The 17413-nt window shown below is 64.7% G+C and carries 13 protein-coding genes; 8 read left to right on the forward strand and 5 right to left on the reverse strand.

Features of this window, described 5'->3' with window-relative positions; all coding sequences use genetic code 11:
* Nucleotides 1-39 precede the first annotated feature (39 nt).
* Nucleotides 40-1144 (reverse strand): peptide chain release factor 2 gene (prfB, locus tag ACFZAI_RS13385; RefSeq protein ID WP_391567307.1). Its coding sequence is split into 2 segments (ribosomal slippage): nt 40-1062 and nt 1064-1144, totalling 1104 coding nucleotides; the frame shifts between segments, so codons are not numbered across the junction.
* Between the two features lie 263 nt (nt 1145-1407).
* On the opposite strand from prfB, the gene ACFZAI_RS13390 reads away from it, so the two are divergent.
* The gene (locus tag ACFZAI_RS13390) at nt 1408-2718 is read left to right on the forward strand and encodes an MFS transporter (protein ID WP_391567308.1); all 1311 of its coding nucleotides are present in this window, start codon (nt 1408-1410) and stop codon (nt 2716-2718) included.
* A gap of 78 nt (nt 2719-2796) precedes the next feature.
* Here ACFZAI_RS13390 and recJ read toward each other — a convergent pair whose 3' ends face one another.
* Together recJ and ACFZAI_RS13400 are read right to left on the reverse strand one after the other, a co-directional pair.
* The gene (recJ, locus tag ACFZAI_RS13395) at nt 2797-4497 is read right to left on the reverse strand and encodes a single-stranded-DNA-specific exonuclease RecJ (protein WP_391567309.1); all 1701 of its coding nucleotides are present in this window, start codon (nt 4495-4497) and stop codon (nt 2797-2799) included.
* On the reverse strand, nt 4479-5528 hold the full coding sequence (locus tag ACFZAI_RS13400; protein ID WP_391567310.1) for a hypothetical protein: 1050 nt from the start codon (nt 5526-5528) through the stop codon (nt 4479-4481). The genes recJ and ACFZAI_RS13400 overlap by 19 nt, the downstream gene beginning before the upstream one ends.
* 178 nt (nt 5529-5706) lie before the next feature.
* Between ACFZAI_RS13400 and ACFZAI_RS13405 the strand changes: the two genes are divergently transcribed.
* The 4 genes from ACFZAI_RS13405 (at nt 5707) to ACFZAI_RS13420 (ending at nt 10985) form a co-directional block, all read left to right on the forward strand.
* Nucleotides 5707-6939: a lipoprotein-releasing ABC transporter permease subunit gene (locus tag ACFZAI_RS13405; protein ID WP_391567850.1), complete on the forward strand. Its 1233-nt coding sequence runs from the start codon at nt 5707-5709 to the stop codon at nt 6937-6939.
* Complete coding sequence (gene lolD, locus ACFZAI_RS13410; RefSeq protein WP_054425190.1) at nt 6932-7636, forward strand: lipoprotein-releasing ABC transporter ATP-binding protein LolD; 705 nt, start codon at nt 6932-6934, stop codon at nt 7634-7636. The genes ACFZAI_RS13405 and lolD overlap by 8 nt, the downstream gene beginning before the upstream one ends.
* A 39-nt stretch (nt 7637-7675) precedes the next feature.
* Nucleotides 7676-8491, forward strand: coding sequence for a TatD family hydrolase (locus tag ACFZAI_RS13415; RefSeq protein ID WP_391567311.1), 816 nt, complete (start codon nt 7676-7678; stop codon nt 8489-8491).
* A gap of 211 nt (nt 8492-8702) precedes the next feature.
* Nucleotides 8703-10985 (forward strand): TonB-dependent receptor domain-containing protein, encoded by a 2283-nt coding sequence (locus tag ACFZAI_RS13420; protein WP_391567312.1) that lies wholly within the window; start codon nt 8703-8705, stop codon nt 10983-10985.
* A gap of 10 nt (nt 10986-10995) precedes the next feature.
* Here ACFZAI_RS13420 and ACFZAI_RS13425 read toward each other — a convergent pair whose 3' ends face one another.
* Nucleotides 10996-12393 carry an ATP-binding protein gene (locus tag ACFZAI_RS13425; RefSeq protein ID WP_391567313.1) on the reverse strand — a complete coding sequence of 466 codons (1398 nt, stop codon included), beginning with the start codon at nt 12391-12393 and terminating at the stop codon, nt 10996-10998.
* A complete protein-coding gene (locus ACFZAI_RS13430; RefSeq protein WP_391567314.1) occupies nt 12390-13106 on the reverse strand; it encodes a response regulator in 717 nt (238 codons plus the stop codon). Before ACFZAI_RS13430 ends, ACFZAI_RS13425 begins: the two co-directional genes overlap by 4 nt.
* Before the next feature lie 211 nt (nt 13107-13317).
* Here ACFZAI_RS13430 and ACFZAI_RS13435 point away from each other — a divergent pair, with 211 nt between their 5' ends.
* From ACFZAI_RS13435 to ACFZAI_RS13445, 3 genes are read left to right on the forward strand one after another with little or no spacing between them, the layout of a single operon-like run.
* On the forward strand, nt 13318-15339 hold the full coding sequence (locus ACFZAI_RS13435; RefSeq protein ID WP_391567315.1) for a ligand-gated channel protein: 2022 nt from the start codon (nt 13318-13320) through the stop codon (nt 15337-15339).
* Between the two features lie 50 nt (nt 15340-15389).
* Nucleotides 15390-16340 carry a siderophore ABC transporter substrate-binding protein gene (locus ACFZAI_RS13440; RefSeq protein ID WP_391567316.1) on the forward strand — a complete coding sequence of 317 codons (951 nt, stop codon included), beginning with the start codon at nt 15390-15392 and terminating at the stop codon, nt 16338-16340.
* Nucleotides 16341-16380: 40 nt separating this feature from the next.
* Complete coding sequence (locus ACFZAI_RS13445) at nt 16381-17373, forward strand: ABC transporter permease (RefSeq protein WP_391567317.1); 993 nt, start codon at nt 16381-16383, stop codon at nt 17371-17373.
* Nucleotides 17374-17413 lie beyond the last annotated feature (40 nt).

Consider the following 17413-nt stretch of genomic DNA (forward strand, 5'->3'; position numbering starts at 1 on the left):
GTGGACCTCTGGGTACGGTGAGGGGAAAAATCGCGGAACTTAGACGCCTTGCTTCAGGCTGGCCTGGATGAAGGGGTCCAGGTCGCCGTCCAGCACTTTCTGCGTGTTGGAAATTTCAACGTTCGTGCGCAAGTCCTTGATGCGGCTCTGGTCCAGCACGTAGGAACGAATCTGGTGGCCCCAGCCCACATCGGTCTTGGAGTCTTCCAGCTTCTGCTGTTCGGCCATGCGGTTGCGCATTTCCAGTTCGTAGAGCTTGGACTTCAGCATCTGCATGGCTTCGGCGCGGTTGCGGTGCTGTGAACGGTCGTTCTGGCACTGCACGACGATGCCCGTGGGGATGTGGGTCAGACGCACGGCGGAGTCGGTCTTGTTGATGTGCTGGCCGCCCGCGCCGGAAGCGCGGTAGGTGTCCACGCGCAGGTCGGCGGGGTTCACTTCAACTTCGAATGATTCGTCGACTTCCGGGTACACGAACACGCTGGCGAACGACGTGTGGCGGCCGCCGGAGGAATCGAACGGGCTCTTGCGGACCAGGCGGTGCACGCCGGTTTCGGTGCGCAGGTAGCCGAAGGCGTATTCGCCTTCCATCTTGATGGTGGCCGACTTGATGCCCGCGACGTCGCCTTCGGATTCTTCCAGCACTTCGACCTTGAAGCCCTTGCGCTCGGCGTACTTCAGGTACTGGCGCAACAGCATCGACGCCCAATCCTGCGCTTCCGTGCCGCCGGCGCCAGCCTGGATGTCCAGGAAGCAGTTCAACGGGTCGGCCGGGTTCGAGAACATGCGGCGGAATTCAAGGTTTTCCAGCTTTGCCTGGAAACCGTCGGCGTCTTGTTCAATGGCTTCAAGCGTGGAATCGTCATCGTCGGCCTTGGCCAGTTCAAACAATTCGTTGGCGTCGGCCAGGCCTGTGCCAAGCGCGGTGAGCGTTTCCACCACGTCTTCCAGGGCTTTCTTTTCACGGCCCAGGTCTTGGGCGTGCTTGGGGTCGTTCCAGACCGCCGGGTCTTCGAGCTCGGCGTTTACAACGTGCAGGCGTTCAGCTTTGGCATCGTAGTCAAAGATACCTCCGTAGAGCCTGTTCGCGCTCCGCGTAATCGGCGAGGCGGGCTGCGAGCTGGTTCTGACGTTCGGCTTCCATGATGATTCCTGATGACTTTTGTGCGAAACCTGGCATTTTACCGTGGATGGAACAACTACGCGGGCGCGTGTTGCAAGAAGAGGGACGGATTGGTCTCTAGGGGTTTGCGTGGGGATTACGCGAAACTGCCTGAGTTGTTCAGTTTTTTGTCATCCCGCGGGTTCTAGGCTAGGACCAGCGGCCATTGCGTCCCCGACCCGGGGCGGGGGCCGCAAGATGCCGGCGCACAGCCGGCCTATCCCGCTAGAGGACAGGAGACATAGATGGAAAACACGATGACCCCCGGGGTCACGCCGGCGATCCCGGCGAGTGAGGAGGACCGCATCTACCGCAAGGTAGGCTGGCGGCTGGTGCCACTGTTGGTGGTGTGCTACGTCGTGGCCTACCTGGACCGCGTGAACGTGGGCTTTGCCAAACTGCAAATGCTGCAGGAGCTTCAGTTCAGCGAAACGGTGTACGGGCTAGGCGCAGGCATTTTCTTCATCGGCTACTTCCTCTTCGAAATCCCCAGCAACATCATCCTGCACAAGGTCGGCGCGCGAATCTGGATCGCGCGCATCATGATCACGTGGGGCATCATTTCCGCCTGCATGATGTTCGTGACCAGCGTGCATATGTTCTACGCGTTGCGCTTCCTGCTGGGCGCGGCGGAAGCCGGATTCTTCCCCGGCATCATCCTGTACCTGACCTATTGGTATCCGGCCGCGCGCCGCGGGCGCATCACGACGTTCTTCATGACGGCGGTGCCGATGTCCGGGCTGATTGGCGGCCCGATCTCAGGCTGGATCATGGCCACCTTCCATGGCGACCACGGCTTGTCGGGCTGGCAGTGGCTGTTCCTGCTGGAAGGCATTCCTTCGGTGCTGATCGGGGTGCTGGTGCTGATCTATCTGGACGACCGCATCAACAAAGCCAAGTGGCTGACCGCCAACGAGAAAGCGGTGCTGATCCGCAACATCGCGGCCGAAGAGCAGCAAAAGGAAGACCCGCCGATTCGCGCCGCGCTGACGCGCCCGCGCGTGTGGGCGATGGCGCTGATCTACTTTTCGTTCGTGATGGGTTTGTATGGCGTGGGCTTCTGGATGCCGAGCCTGATCAAGAGCACGGGCGTGCAAAGCCCGCTGGCGATTGGTTTGCTGACCGCCATTCCCAACCTGTTCGCCGTGATCGGGATGATCTTGATTTCGCGCAATTCGGATCGGCTGCGTGAACGCCGCTGGCACGTGGCGCTGCCCGCGCTGTTTGGCGCGCTGGGGCTGTTCTTCTCGGCCGTCTGGAGCGGCAATACGGTGCTGGCGATTTTGGCGCTGACGGTGGCCAACATCGGCATTTGCACGGTGCTGCCCCTGTTCTGGAGCCTGCCCACGGCTTTGCTGGGTGGCACGGCGGCGGCAGCCGGCATTGCGCTGATCAACTCGGTGGGCAACCTGGCGGGTTTTGTCAGCCCGTATCTGGTGGGCTGGCTAAAGGACATGACCGGCACGACGAACACCGGCCTGTACATGCTGTCGGGCTGCCTGGTGGTGGGCGCCCTGGTGGCGCTGGCGCAGCCGGCCAAGCTGGTGAATAAATAACGGGGCGGCCCGGGGGCGTGCCTCGGGCCATTTGGGAAAAACCGGCGGCGGCTTTGACGAGCCCCCGCCGTTTTGTTTTCACCCCGCGTGTTCAATCACCAATTGCACCGACACCATCCCGTTCCACACGTTTTGCTCCAGCCGGTACGCGGCCTGGATGTGTTCGGGCAGAGACTGGTCGTGGCCGAACCAGATGGCGTCAAAGCGTTGATGGCCGCGTTCCAGCGACAGCTTCAAGTGCTTTTCACCGACCAGGCGCTGGTTGCGCACGGTGAATTCATCCAGGAACAACGGCGCGGCAAAGCCCGCGCCCCACACCTGTTGTTGCAGCATGCCCGCCACTTCCGCGTTGGCGTAACCGGACTCCAGCGAACCGTCGGTTTCGATGACGGGTTCGAAGGTGTCGCGCCCGGTCAGCTCGCGCACGGCGGCGTCGAAAGCCGGAGCGAAGGCGGGGAAGTCTTCGCGGCCCAGCGTCAGGCCGGCCGCCATGGCGTGGCCGCCGAACTTGCGGATCAGGTTGGGGTGGCGCTTGGACACCAGGTCCAGCGCGTCGCGCAAATGCACGTCGGGAATCGAGCGGCCGGAACCCCGGATTTCGTCGTCGCCCGCGGGGGCGAACGCTAGCGTGGGGCGCCAGAACTTTTCTTTCAAGCGCGACGCCACCAAGCCCACCACGCCCTGGTGCCAGCCCGGGTCGAACACGCAGACCGTGGCGCCCGCTGACGCGTTGGGTTCTTCCATGGCGGCCAGCGCCTGCTCGCGCATCTCGGCTTCGATGGTGCGGCGTTCGCGGTTGATGTTGTCGAGCTCGCGCGCCATTTCCAGCGCTTGGGCTTCGTCGTCGGTGGTCAGGCAGGCGATGCCCAGGCTCATGTCGGCCAGACGGCCCGCAGCGTTGATGCGCGGCCCCAGCGCGAAGCCCAGGTCGAAACCATTGGCGCTGCGCGGCTCGCGGCCGGCCACGGCGAACAGCGCACGCAGCCCCGGTTGCAGACGGCCGCTGCGCATGCGTTGCAGGCCTTGGGTGACAAGCAAGCGGTTATTGGCGTCCAGCTTGACCACGTCGGCGACCGTGCCTAGCGCCACCAGATCAGACAGCGCATCCAGGCGCGGGCCGCCGTCGGCGGCATAGACGCCACGGCGGCGCAGCTCGGCGCGCAAGGCCAGCATCATGTAGAAGATGACGCCAACGCCCGCCAGGTTCTTGGACGGGAAGCCGCAGCCGGGCTGATTCGGGTTCACGATGGCCAGGGCGTCGGGCAGGGTGTCGCCCGGCAAGTGGTGGTCGGTAATGACCACGCCGATGCCGGCCGCGTTGGCGGCGGCCACGCCGTCCACGCTGGCGATGCCGTTGTCGACGGTGATGATGATGTCGGGCTTGCCGCTGCGGTGCGTGACGGCCAGGTCCACCACGGCGGGCGACAGGCCGTAGCCAGTCTCGAAGCGGTTGGGCACCAGGAAGTCGACATCCGCGCCCATGGCGGCCAGCGCGCGCAGGCCGACCGCGCAGGCGGTGGCGCCGTCGCAGTCATAGTCGGCCACGATCAGCAGCTTCTTGCCGGCCTGGATGGCGTCGGCCAGGACGCCGGCGGCATGCGCCGAATGCGTCAGGCCAGCGGGCGGCAGCAGCGACGGCCAGGCCAGTTTGGTCTGGTCGGGATGGGTGACGCCGCGCGAGGCCCACAGACGGGCGAGCAGGGGGTGGATGCCCGAGGCTTCCAACACACGGCTGGCGTCCAGGTCGGCGGGGCGAATTGTTAAGCGGGGTGAGACCACCAGGCGCTCCAGTTTTTCTTGGGCGCGGGCAGCAAGCCAAGCAGGCCCCCGCGCGGTTTCAGGGTGAGGGCGACTTGGCGGTCGTCGCCCAGCAGCAGCAGGTCGGTGGGCGTATCCGGTACGCCTTTCTTGCCGGCCAACGGGCGCAAATGCTGCGCGTCCAGTTCAGCCAGCGCATCCAGCCAGGCGGACCAGTCGCCTGCGCGTTGCGGGGCGTCAAGCCCGGTCAGTACGCGTTCAGGGCCGGCCGGGGTGATGGGCCATGGCCTGCCGCCGCCGTACAGCCATAAGGCGTTGACGGGGGGCAGCCCGCGCGCGGCGCGGTCGTCGTTGACGGGGTGTTCATGCCACGCCATCTGTATTTCATTCAGCAACCGGCGCCACGGACGCGTTTCGGCATCCTGGCGCCACCACTCGTTCAAGCGGTGACCGGCCACGACGTGGGGCGATGCCGTCTGCGGCCGCAGCCCGTCGGGCAGCGTCAGCCGCCAACGCTGTGGCGACAAGGCCTGAACCGTGAAACCGGTGCCGTCGAACAGCGGACGAGCAGTGTCGAGCAGGGCAGCGGTTTCCTCGGGGCGCAGGTCCATCTGGCCCGGGTCCAGCAGGTTGGCCTGATCGGCCCCCAAGGCCAGGTGCACCAGTTCGGCGAGCCAGACGGGGCCGTCCGTGGCGGCATGGCCTGCCGTGGCATCGGCTGCCGCAGGATCGCCTGCCGCAGCATCGGCTGCCGCAGGATCGCCTGCCGCGGGATCGCCCGCCGCAGCATCACCCGCCGCAGCTTGACCGGCTGCGAGCAGCGGCCCCAGGCCTGCGCCTTGCAGCAGGCCGGGCTCGGGAGCGTAGCCTGCGCGGCTCAACTGCCAGGACTCAAAGGCGGTACAGCCGTGGGCGCGCGCATCGAAAGCGGCCGGGCGGGCGGCGCCCGCTTGCAGCCAGCTGTGCAGGGTGGGCGCGCGTTCGGGCAGGAGTTTGGCCAGTTCGGCGGCCACGGGTAGGGCGGGCAAGGCGCCCGGAATGACGATCAGCATGGCGGGGATTGTAGTCCGGGCGGGGGCAGGGAACTAAGGGGCATTGGCGCTTGCCATAGGTTGACACGGCTGGTCGTGGAACCGCACATTCGCGGCGCGATTTTCCAGCCGTTAATGCCATAATGCGCACGTGCTGAAAATACCCTACGAACTATGGATAGGCGCCCGCTATGCCGGGTTGGCCCGAATCCGCCAGCGACGCGGGCGCCGCGATCGCTTCATCTCCTTCATCGCCGCCAGCTCCATGGCCGGTATCGCGCTGGGCGTCGCCGCCCTGATCGTCGTGCTGTCCGTGATGAACGGGTTCCAAAAAGAAGTGCGCGACCGCATGTTGTCGGTGCTGCCGCACATCGAACTCTATATACCCGGGGCCTTGCCCGAACGGGTGCTGGAGCAGTGGCAGCAGTTCTCTGACGCCGCCAAGAAGAACCCCGAGGTCAAGGCCGGCGCGCCATTCGTGGCCGCCCAAGGCATGCTGGTGCGCGGACAGGCGTTGCGAGGCGTGCAGGTGCGCGGCATCGACCCCGCCACGGAAGGCAACGTATCTGACCTGCCGCGCCAGATGGTGTCGGGAAAACTGACCGACCTGAAGGCGGGCGGCTTCGGCGTGGTGCTGGGCAACGAACTGGCCGACGGCCTGGGCGTGAAGCTGGGCGACACGCTGCTGATGATGGCCCCGCAAGGCTCGATCAGCCCCGCCGGTTTTGCGCCGCGCATGCGCCAGTTCACCGTGGTGGGCGTGTTCTCGTCGGGCCACTATGAATACGATTCGTCGCTGGCGTTCGTTGACAACGAAGACGCCGCGCGCGTGTTCCGCGAAAACGGCACGGCCGGCGTGCGCCTGCGTATCGCCGACATGCAGAAGGCCCCGGAAGTGGCGAACGAGCTGAAAAAAGTGCTGCCGCCTTACGTGATGGCCAGCGACTGGTCGCGCAACAACCGCACCTGGTTCGCCGCCGTGCAAACCGAAAAACGCATGATGTTCCTGATCCTGGCGCTGATCGTGGCGGTGGCGGCGTTCAACCTGCTGTCGTCGCTGGTCATGGCCGTGAAGGACAAGCAATCGGACATCGCCATCCTGCGCACCTTGGGTGCGGGGCCGGGCGAAGTGGCGCGCATCTTCCTGGTGCAGGGCGCGCTGATTGGCGTGATCGGCACGTTGCTGGGCGTAGCCGGCGGTATCGTCATTGCCTATAACGTGGACGTGATCGTGCCGTTCATCGAGCGTCTGCTGGGTGTGCATTTCCTGCCGCGCGAGGTCTATTTCATCAGCGCCTTGCCGTCTGATCCGCAAGTGGGCGACATCGTCACGATTGGCCTGACGTCACTGGTGTTGTCGCTGCTGGCAACGCTGTATCCCAGCTGGCGCGCCTCGCGTCTGCAACCGGCTCAGGTGCTGCGCCATGATTAAGATTCAAAACGCTGACGCCCTGACGCCTGCGCTGCAGGCCGAGAACATCGTCAAGGTCTACGACGAGGGCCCCGCCCGCATCGAAGTGCTCAGCAATGTCAGCCTGTCTGTTGCGCGTGGCGAGATGGTTGCCATTGTGGGCGCATCGGGTTCGGGCAAGAGCACCTTGCTGCATATCCTGGGCTTGCTCGACGTGCCGACCAGCGGGTCGGTGTCGGTGGATGGCCAATTGGCCGTCGGCCTGTCCGAAGCCAAGAAGAGCGCCGTGCGCAACAGCAGCCTGGGCTTTGTCTATCAGTTCCACCATCTGCTGGCGGAATTTTCGGCGCTGGACAATGTGGCGATGCCGCTTATCGTGCGCCGCGAGAACCGTGACAAGGCCCGCGAGGCCGCGCGCGAGGTGCTGGCGCTGGTGGGCCTGGCCGCGCGCCAAGACCATTTCCCGGGCCAGTTGTCGGGCGGTGAACGCCAGCGCGTAGCGCTTGCGCGCGCGCTGGTGACGCGCCCCGTCTGCGTGCTGGCCGACGAACCCACGGGCAACCTGGACCGCAACACCGCGCACAAGATGTTCGAACTCTTGACCCAGGTGAATCAGGAATCGGGTACGGCGTTCGCCATCGTGACCCACGACCAGGAGCTGGCCGGCCGCGCCGACCGCCAATTGCTGATGGAAAACGGCCGCCTGGTATCGGGATAAGGGATGCGGGTGGATAATCCGCAACAGGAGGCCACGCCCATGCTGATCGACACCCACTGCCATCTGGACGCCGCAGAGTTCGACGCCGACCGCCAGCAGGTGGCCGACCACGCCTGCGAGGCCGGCGTCCAATCCATCGTCATCCCCGCCATCGAACGCGCCAATTTCGGCATCGTGCGGGACATGGCGGCCGAGGTGGCAGGCGGCGCCTACGCGCTGGGCATCCACCCCCTTTACGTCCAGCGCGCGGCCGATGCCGATCTGGACGCGCTGCGCGACGCGATCAAAGCGTCGCTAGGCGACCCGCGCTTTGTCGCCATTGGCGAGATCGGCCTGGACTTCTTCGTGCCTGAAATCTCATCGGGCGAACCCCGCGAAAAGCAGGAACGTTTTTACGCCGCGCAGTTGGCGATGGCCGCCGAATTCAAGCTGCCGGTGCTGCTGCATGTGCGCCGCTCGCAAGACATCCTGCTGAAGTATCTGCGCCGCCATGGCCGCATCGGCGGCATCGCGCACGCCTTTAACGGCAGCGCCCAGCAGGCGCAGGCCTTTATTGATCTGGGGTTTGCACTGGGCATGGGCGGCGCCATGACCTACGAGCGCGCCTTGCAGATCCGCCGCCACGCGGTGGACGTCGACTTGTCGCATCTGGTGCTGGAAACCGACGCGCCAGACATTCCGCCCGCCTGGCTGCACCCTCCGCAGCGCCGCAACCGGCCGGGGGAGTTGGCCCGCATCGCCCAGGTGCTGGCCGAGCTGCGCGGCATCACGGCCGCCCAGGTGGCGCACGCCACCACCGCGAACGCCATGCGGGTGTTGCCGCGTTTGCCGGCCGCCATTCTCGCTGACGACTGAAATCCGTCCCTGGATGTTGCCTGCGCGATAACGTGAGTTGTCGTGCGGATGCGTCACTTTTCTAAGATTTTTCTCAAAACTTTCTAAAAACTGAATAAACACTGACAAAAAGTTGAATGACATATTGGGAATGAATATCATTGCCGTTCATTGAAATTATCAATCAGCGCAATGCGCGCCGCCCGGTTCGGGCGGTTCCCTTTGATTCCCTATGTCGACTCTTCAACGCATCCACGGCTCGGTCCGAGCTCGTCGTTCACCTTCCCATTCCTTGCGTCTGTTGCCGCTGGCTTTGCCCCTGGCGCTGGCGCTGGCCACGATCGGCGCCGCGCATGCGCAACCCGCGCCACCCGCGCAAACCGTCGCGGGCCCCAAGGAAGACACCCTGGGTGTCGCGCAGCTGGACACCGTGGTGGTGACCGCGTCCGGCTTCGAGCAGGACATCAAGAACGCGCCCGCATCCATTTCGGTGATCACGCGAGAGCAGCTGGAGACCAAACCCTTTCACAATCTGGCCGATGCGGTGTCGGACGTGGAAGGCGTGACGGTCGAGCGGGGCGGCAAGGCGGGTGGCATGAATATCAGCATCCGCGGCTTGCCCAGCGACTACACGCTGGTGCTGGTGGACGGCAAGCGCATGAGCCAGAACAGCTCGGGCGCGCGCCCGAACGGCTTTGGCGACGTCGACACCAACTTCATTCCCCCGATGGCCGCCATCGAGCGCATCGAGGTGGTGCGTGGCCCCATGTCCACCCTGTATGGGTCGGATGCGATGGGCGGGGTCATCAACATCATCACGCGCAAGGTCAGCCAGGACTGGATGGGCCAGATCACGCTGGACGGCACGGCGCAGGGCGACAACACCTTCGGCAACAACTACGGCGCGGCGTTCTACCTGAGCGGCCCCATCAAGACCGACAAGCTGGGCCTGACCTTGCGCGGCGGCCACTATCGCCGCCTGAGCGCCAACGGCAGCTACCCCGTCAACCAGGCCGAGTACAACAGCGGCAACTACACCGGCGATATCGCCAGCTTCACCGGCCTTGGCGACAGCACGCAGCAGAACGTTGGGCTGCGCCTGTCGCTGACGCCGAACCGCAATCACGACGTGTTGCTGGACGTGGACAGCTACTGGCAGACGTATGACAACGCCAATGGCGAACTCGGCACGCTGAACACCAGCATCGCGCCCAATCGCCAAGGCGGCGGCTACGAGCCCGAAATGAAGTTCAACCGTCAGCGCTATGCGTTGACGCATCTGGGCCGATACAGCAATTCCATCAGCTCGGACACGAGCTTGGTGTACGACACCACCGAAACCATCGGCCGCACCAATCCCATGAACGCGCCCCGCATGCCGACGGACGGCGACAAGCGCGATCTGGAATACGACAACTGGGTGCTGGACACGAAGTGGACGATGCCGCTGTTCAACGACCGGCACAACCTGACGCTGGGCGGCCAGTGGCGCGAGCAGCACTTCAAGGACACGCTGGTATCCGCGCCGCTGAACCTGCGCCAGTATCAATGGGCATTGTTCGCCGAAGACGAATGGCGCATTGTCGACGACCTGGCCTTGACGGCGGGCGCCCGATACGACCGCAACGAACAGTTCGGCGGCAAGTGGAGCCCGCGCGGCTATCTGGTGTGGAACGCCACGCCGATGTGGACGGTCAAGGGCGGCGTCAGCAAGGGCTACAAAACGCCCGACATCAACCTGATGACCGACGGAATCATCGGCCTGGGCGCGCAAGGCACCATGCCGCTGCTGGGCAATTCGCAGCTGACGCCGGAAAGCAGCACCTCGTCGGAACTGGGCCTGCTGTTTGACGATGGCGAAGGCCTGTCCGGCAATCTGACCGCCTTCCACACCAAGTTCAAAGACAAGATCGACAGCCAGAACGTGCCGAACTGCCTGGCGGTGGGCGGCCCCGCGCCGGGCTGCCTGGACCTGGGCGTATGGGAGCGCAACGGCATACCGGTGGCGAACTTCTCGCAGCGCGTGAACATTGATACCGCGACCATCCAGGGCGTTGAGCTGGGCGGCCGGATTCCGCTTTATGGCGGCGTGTCGTTCAACGGGAATTACACGCTGACCGCCAGCGAAGTCACCTCCGGCGCCAAGCAAGGCCAGCCGCTGGGTTCGCAGCCTCGCCACAGCTTGAACCTGGGCCTGAACTGGCGCATCAACGACCAGTTCAACGCGTGGGTGCGCGGCGAGTATCGCGCCAAGCAATTCAATGACATGAACTGGGAGAAGGAGCAGGTGTTCTACAACCCGTACTGGCTGGCCAGCATGGGTGGCTCGTATGTAGTCAACAAGAACGTGACGCTGTCGGCGTCGGTGTTCAACCTGTTCGACAAGAACTTCGTTAACTACGGGCCCACCAAAATCGGCACGAGCGAGCCCGCCGCCAATGCGAACTGGGCCAACTCGTACCGCCAGGTGCTGGAAGGCCGCCGCCTGTGGGTGTCGGCGAACATCACGTTCTAAATTGCCGAGGTTATGCCGGGGATTGGCGCGGCAGCTCCATCCGCACGCTCAGGCCTTGCGGAGACATGTTGCGCGCCGATATCCGGCCCTTGTGCGCGGCGATGGCGGCTTGGGCGATGGACAGCCCGAGCCCCGCGCCAGAGCCCGCGAGGTTCTTGTCCGACGCCACCCGGTAGAACGGTTCGAACAGCGACTCCAGATCTTGCGCCGGTACGCCCGGCCCGCGGTCTTCGATTTCCAGGCAGGCTTCACGCGCGCTGATCAGCAGCCGCACCCGGATGGCGCTGTGCGCGGGGGCGAAGCGCAAGGCGTTGCGCAGCACGTTTTCAATCGCGCTGGACAAGCTGTCGCGTTCGCCCGTCACCATGACCGGCGCGGGCGGTTCCCAGGTGATGCGCACATGCAGCGCGTCGGCCTCAAAGCGCGCATCGTCCACCACGTCGGACACGATGGCGGTCAGGTCCAGCGTGTCGCTGGGTTCAGGCAATGCGCCAAGCCGCGCCAGCCGCAAGGTATTGCCCACCAGCGCATCCAGGCGTTCACATTCGCGTTCAATGCGATCCAGTTGCACGTCCTGGCGTTCGTCTTTGCGCCGCGCAAGTTCAGACGCGAGCCTTAAACGCGCCAGCGGCGAGCGCAGCTCGTGGGCGATGTTGTGCAGCAGCTGTTCACGCGTATCGACCAAGGCCTTGAGCCGGTCGGCCATGGCGTTGAAATCACGCGCCAGCAAGCCCAGTTCGTCTTTGCGCCGGGCAAGCTTGGGCGGTGTGTGGGCACCGAGCCGGCCCGCCGCCAAGGCTTGCGTGGCGTGGCGCAGCTGCGTCAACGGCGCGGTGACGTGCCGTGTCAACGCCCAGCAAAAAGGCGCGGTCACGGCCAGCGCAAACAGCAGCAAGGCCAGCGCCACGGGCGACAAGCCCAACACTTCCCAGTGCGAAGAGTCGAACGGCAGGAACAGCATCAGCAGCTGCGTGCCGTCGGGCAGCACCAGCAGTTGGGGCTGCCACCACGACACGCGTTCGCCGACGGGGTCGGGCTGAAGGTAGTCCGCTTGCGGCGGATGGTCTGACGCCGCGCGATACGCGCTAAGCCAATCGTGCATGCGCGCGGGCAGGGTGCGCCCCAGAATCTCGGTGTCTTGCGCGTCCAGCACGTAGATCTTCAGCGCGGAATAACGCTCGTCCATGGCGCGGACCCAGCGTTCCAATCCTTCCACACCGTGGTTGCGGGCCACTTGGCGCGCGTCTTGGGTGAGGCTGGCGGGGTTCAGGCCATCCAGCGAGTTGATGCGATACCAGGCCACCGTGGCGGTGAACAGCATGCCGCACACCAGGATGATCGCCATGGCGCACCAGAAGGTCAGAAAGGCGCGCCAGAAAAGGGACCGCGTGGGCAGCGGCCAGCTCATGCCGACGCGCCCGCCAGCACGTAGCCCAGCCCTCGCAGGTTACGGATCGACAGCGTGTCGCCGGACGCATCCAGGCGCAGCTTCTTGCGCAAGGTGCTGATGTGGGTGTCGATGCTGCGGTCGTAGCGTTCGGGGCGGCGGCCCAGCGCGTACATGCCGATCTGCTCACGCGCGACGACCTGGCCGGGCACGCGCATCAGCAGTTCCAGGATGCGTTGTTCGGCCCCGGTCAGCAGGACTTCTTCCTGACCCAATCGCGCCCGGCCGGACGCCGGGTCCAGCGACAACGCGCCCAGCGTCAGGCAGGGCTTGGTGGTCTCGGGCACTTCTTCAAAGCGGCGCATCACGGCGGTGATACGGGCCTTGAGTTCGCGCGGGCTGAACGGCTTGGCCAGATAGTCGTCGGCGCCGAACTCCAGCCCCAGCACACGGTCGGTCTCACTGCCGTGGGCCGTGAACATGATCACGGGCCGGCGCGATCGCGCGCGGTATTGCTTGAGCAGGTCCAGGCCATTGCCGTCGGGCAGCATCAGGTCCAGCAGCACCAGGTCGTAATCGTCTTGCGCCAGCAGGGCAAGACCCTGGGCGCCGGTATGGGCCAGTGTCAGCAGGCAGTGATTGGGTTCGAGGTATTCGCGCAGCATCTGAGCCAGTTCGACATCGTCGTCGATCAGGAGGATGCGGCGCGTAACCGCTGTGTGTGAGAAAAGCATCCGTTATCTGTGTTCCGCACCCGGTAGTGTGGCTGATGGCCGAACCGCCAAGTGTCAAGAAGTGCGAAGAAAGTAAAAGTTGCGGAAAGGCGTTTGCCGGATTCCGACAGCCTCAATTCTAATATGAGAATAGTTTTCATTAAGAAATAAGAGGTGGGCCCGGGGTTGCACGTGGGGTGCGGCAGGGTCCGGTACGGGAGAAAGCGGAATCATGAGCAGCAAAGATCTGGCCTTGGGCGGGCGCGTCACGGTGTCGCGTACGCAACTGGCGGTGGCCCTGTGCGCGGCCGGTTTGGGCATGAGCCCGGCGGCCGCTTGGGCGCAAAGCGACAGTTCGGCCAAGACCCTGGAAACCGTCGTGGTGACGGCCAGCGGCTACGAGCAGCAGATTCAGGACGCGCCGGCGTCCATCAGCGTGATCACCCGCGAAGATCTGGACAAGAAGTTCTACCGCGACGTGAATGACGCGCTGATCGACGTGCCGGGCGTCATCATCACGGGCGGCGGCGACCGCCAGGACATTTCGCTGCGCGGCATGGGCCCGCAATACACGCTGATCTTGATCGACGGCAAGCGCCAGAGCTCGCGCGAAACCCGTACCAACTCTGATTCTGCCGGCGTTGAAGGCGGCTGGACGCCGCCGCTTGCCGCCATCGAACGCATTGAAGTGGTGCGCGGCCCGATGTCGTCGCTGTATGGCTCGGATGCCATGGGCGGCGTGATCAACATCATCACGCGCAAGGTCCCCAATGAATGGCATGGCGAGATCCGCATGGATACGACCATTCAGGAAAGCAGCAAATCGGGCGACATCTATCAGGGCAACTTTTATCTGGCAGGCCCCATCAAGAACGATTTGCTGGGCTTGCAAATCTACGGTCAGGCCTCACAGCGCGATGAAGACAACATTGTCGACGGCTTCCGCAAGCGCAATTCGGATAGCGTGACCGCCAAGCTTGCGCTCACGCCGAACCGCGACCACGACATCGTGCTGGAAGCCACCACGATGCGCCAGAAAAACCAGGAAACGCTGGGCAAGACGGTTGCGCCGCTGGCCCCGGGCGAGGCCTGCGGGCGCAACGGCTGCCCGGCATCTGCCCAGACGGACTATCGCAGCAACAAGTGGGCGCTGTCGCATACCGGCCGGTGGGGTTGGGCGGTGTCTGACAGCTACGTGCAGCAGGAAGAGTTCGACAACCGCTCGCGGCAGATGAAGGTCAAGAACCTGAACCTGCAATCGAGCTGGACGCTGCCGTTGGGTTCGCACATGCTGACCTTGGGCGGCACCTACCTGAGCCAGCGCCTGAATGATCAAACCGGCAATCAGCTGGCGGGCGGCCCCAGCAAGATCGACCGCTACCAGTGGGCCTTGTTCGCTGAAGACGAATGGCGCCTGACCGACAGCTTCGCGCTGACCGCCGGCCTGCGCATGGACGAAGACGAAAACTTCGGCACGCACTTCAGCCCGCGTTTGTACGGCGTGTGGCACATGGCGGAGCGCTGGACGTTGAAGGGCGGGGTGTCCACGGGCTTCCGTGCGCCGGACCTGCGCCAGACGGTGGCGGGCTGGGGCCAGGTCAGCCGCGGCGGCAACATGTATGGCAACCCCGACCTGACCCCCGAGAAGTCGGTTACCGAAGAAATCGGCATCCTGTATGACGACGGCGAAGGCTTCAACGCCGGCCTGACCGTGTTCAACAACGACTTCAAGGACAAGATCACCCGCGTGGCGTGCCCGTTGTCGCAATGCACGGAAGGCCCCAACCAGTTCGGCTCCAACCCCACCACCTATATGAACGTGGACAAGGCGGTGTCGCGCGGCGTGGAAGCCAGCATGAAGCTGCCGTTGGCGCGCGACTGGTCGTTGACCAGCAGCTACACGTTCACCAAGTCGGAACAGAAGTCGGGCCAGTACAAGGGCGAGCCCTTGAACCAGTTGCCCAAGCATCTGTTCACCACCACGGTGAACTGGGAAGCGTCCGACGCGCTGCAAGCCTGGGCGCGCGTGAACTACCGCGGCAAGGAAAGCCAGCCGACGACGGGCGCGTCGTCGTCGTCGGTGGTGGCGCCGTCCTACACCTTTGTGGATATGGGCGCGTCGTACGCGGTGAACAAGACCGTGTCGGTGTACGCCGGCATTTACAACCTGTTCGACAAGCAAGTCACGTATGACGACTACGCATACGTGGAAGACGGCCGCCGTTACTGGCTGGGCGTGGGCGTGAAGTTCTAAGTTTCAGTAAAGGGGGGCGCTTGCGTCCCCCGCAACACGAAGAGGGTTCTATGACGAAGCAAGGAAAAACGGGCTGTGCCCGCCGCTGGTTGCTGCAAGCCGGCGCCGCGCTGGCCTTGGGCGCGGTGACGGCCGTATCCGCCGCGCAAACCACAGTGCCTGTCAAACATGCGCGCGGTGAAACCGCCGTGCCGGCCAAGCCCGCCAAGACCGTGGTGATGGACCTGGCCGTGCTGGACACGATGCATGCGCTGGGCGTTGAAGCGACGGGCGTGCCGGCCGTTGCCAAGTGGCCGCCGCAATTGGCGCAGTACGCCGATGCGCGCTATCTGAAAGTGGGTTCCATGTTCGAACCCAACTACGAAGTGATCCACGCCGCGCAGCCGCAGGTGATTTTCGTGGCGGGCCGCTCGGCGCCCAAGTATGACGAGCTGTCCAAGCTGGCGCCCACCGTCGACCTGACGGTAGACGCCAAGGACTTGGTCGGCAGCGTCACGCGCAACACCGAAACGCTGGCCGCCTTGTACGGCAAAGAGGCAGAGGCCAAGCAGAAGCTGGCGGCCTTGCAGGCGTCGATCAAGACGCTGCACGACAAGGCGGGCTCGGCCGGCACCGCGTTGATCGTGTTGACCACAGGCGGCAAGATGAGCGCCTACGGCCCCGGCTCGCGCTTTGGCGTGATCCACGACGCCTTTGGCGTCAAGCCCGCCGCGCCCGGCCTGAACGTGTCGAACCACGGCCAGGCGATCTCGTTTGAGTTCATCGCCCAGACCGACCCCGACTGGCTGTTCGTGATTGACCGCGATGCCGCCATCGGCCGCGAAGGCGTGTCGGCCCAGCGCATGCTGGACAACGATCTGGTGCGCCCGACCAAGGCGTGGAAGAACAAGCGGGTGGTGTATCTGAATGGCTTTAACTGGTATTTGCTGGGCAGCGCCGGGCTGACGGCGATGCAGCAGAACGTGGATGACATCACCGCGGCGTTGGCGCAAGGAAAGTAAGCGGCATGTGGGAAGCGTGGGAAGCGTGGGAAGGCCGCCCGTGAGTTGGCGGCAGACGATTAGCGGTTGGGGCGGCCTGGCCGTCGTGTTGCTGGTGCTGGTGCTGTTGTGCGCGGCCAGCGTCAGCCTGGGCGCGGGGCAGCTGTCATTGACGGCGTTGTGGGGCGAGGGCGACGCCGCCGACCGCGCCTGGCGCCTGATGATGGTCAGCCGCGTGCCACGCACCTTGGCCTTGCTGCTGGCCGGCATGTCGCTGGCGGTGGCCGGGCTGATCATGCAGATGCTGGTGCGCAACCGCTACGTCGAACCCACGACGGCTGGCACCGTCGAGTCCGCCACGCTGGGTATCCTGGTCATTACCTTGCTGGCGCCCGACACGCCGGTGATCGGCAAGATGCTCACCGCCACCGCCTTCGCGCTGGCGGGCACCTTGCTGTTCCTGGCGCTCCTGCGCCGCGTGCCGTTGCGCACGCCGTTCATCGTGCCCTTGATCGGGCTGATACTCGGCGGCGTGATTCATGCGATGACCACCTTCGTGGCCTTTCGCTTTGACCTGCTGCAATCGCTGCACGCCTGGACCACGGGTGATTTCTCGGGTGTGCTGCGCGGCCGCTACGAATTGCTGTGGATCGGTTTTGCGCTGGCCTGCGCGGCCTACGCCGCCGCTGACCGCTACACGGTGGCGGGCATGGGCCGCGAGTTCGCGTCCAACCTGGGGCTGAACCACGCGCGCCTGACGCTGGTGGGCCTGCTGATCGTCTCCGCCATCTCGGCCGTGGTGGTGGTGACGGCGGGCGCCATTCCTTTTCTGGGCCTGATCGTGCCTAACGCCGTCAGCCTGATTCTGGGCGACAACATGCGCCGATCCATTCCCTGGGTGGCGGCGCTGGGCGGCATCTTTGTGCTGGCCTGCGACATCATCGGCCGGCTGGTGATTCACCCCTACGAAATTCCTATCGGTACCGTTGTGGGCGTGCTGGGCAGCATCCTGTTCCTGTGCCTGCTGCGCCTGCGGAGGAATCGTCTTGGCTGAACATGTGAAAGCCGGCTTTGCGCTGCACGCGACGAAAACC

The organism is Achromobacter sp. NPDC008082 (assembly GCF_042957345.1).
In the GTDB taxonomy this organism is placed as follows: domain Bacteria; phylum Pseudomonadota; class Gammaproteobacteria; order Burkholderiales; family Burkholderiaceae_B; genus Achromobacter; species Achromobacter kerstersii_A.

Excerpts from the sequence above, each read along its gene's own strand:
- ACFZAI_RS13390 (WP_391567308.1), top strand. The coding sequence starts at position 1,408 with ATGGAAAACACGATGACCCCCGGGGTCACGCCGGCGATCCCGGCGAGT.
- ACFZAI_RS13400 (WP_391567310.1), bottom strand. The coding sequence starts at position 5,528 with ATGCTGATCGTCATTCCGGGCGCCTTGCCCGCCCTACCCGTGGCCGCC.
- lolD (WP_054425190.1), top strand. The coding sequence starts at position 6,932 with ATGATTAAGATTCAAAACGCTGACGCCCTGACGCCTGCGCTGCAGGCC.
- ACFZAI_RS13415 (WP_391567311.1), top strand. The coding sequence starts at position 7,676 with ATGCTGATCGACACCCACTGCCATCTGGACGCCGCAGAGTTCGACGCC.
- ACFZAI_RS13420 (WP_391567312.1), top strand. The coding sequence starts at position 8,703 with ATGTCGACTCTTCAACGCATCCACGGCTCGGTCCGAGCTCGTCGTTCA.
- ACFZAI_RS13425 (WP_391567313.1), bottom strand. The coding sequence starts at position 12,393 with ATGAGCTGGCCGCTGCCCACGCGGTCCCTTTTCTGGCGCGCCTTTCTG.
- ACFZAI_RS13430 (WP_391567314.1), bottom strand. The coding sequence starts at position 13,106 with ATGCTTTTCTCACACACAGCGGTTACGCGCCGCATCCTCCTGATCGAC.
- ACFZAI_RS13435 (WP_391567315.1), top strand. The coding sequence starts at position 13,318 with ATGAGCAGCAAAGATCTGGCCTTGGGCGGGCGCGTCACGGTGTCGCGT.
- ACFZAI_RS13440 (WP_391567316.1), top strand. The coding sequence starts at position 15,390 with ATGACGAAGCAAGGAAAAACGGGCTGTGCCCGCCGCTGGTTGCTGCAA.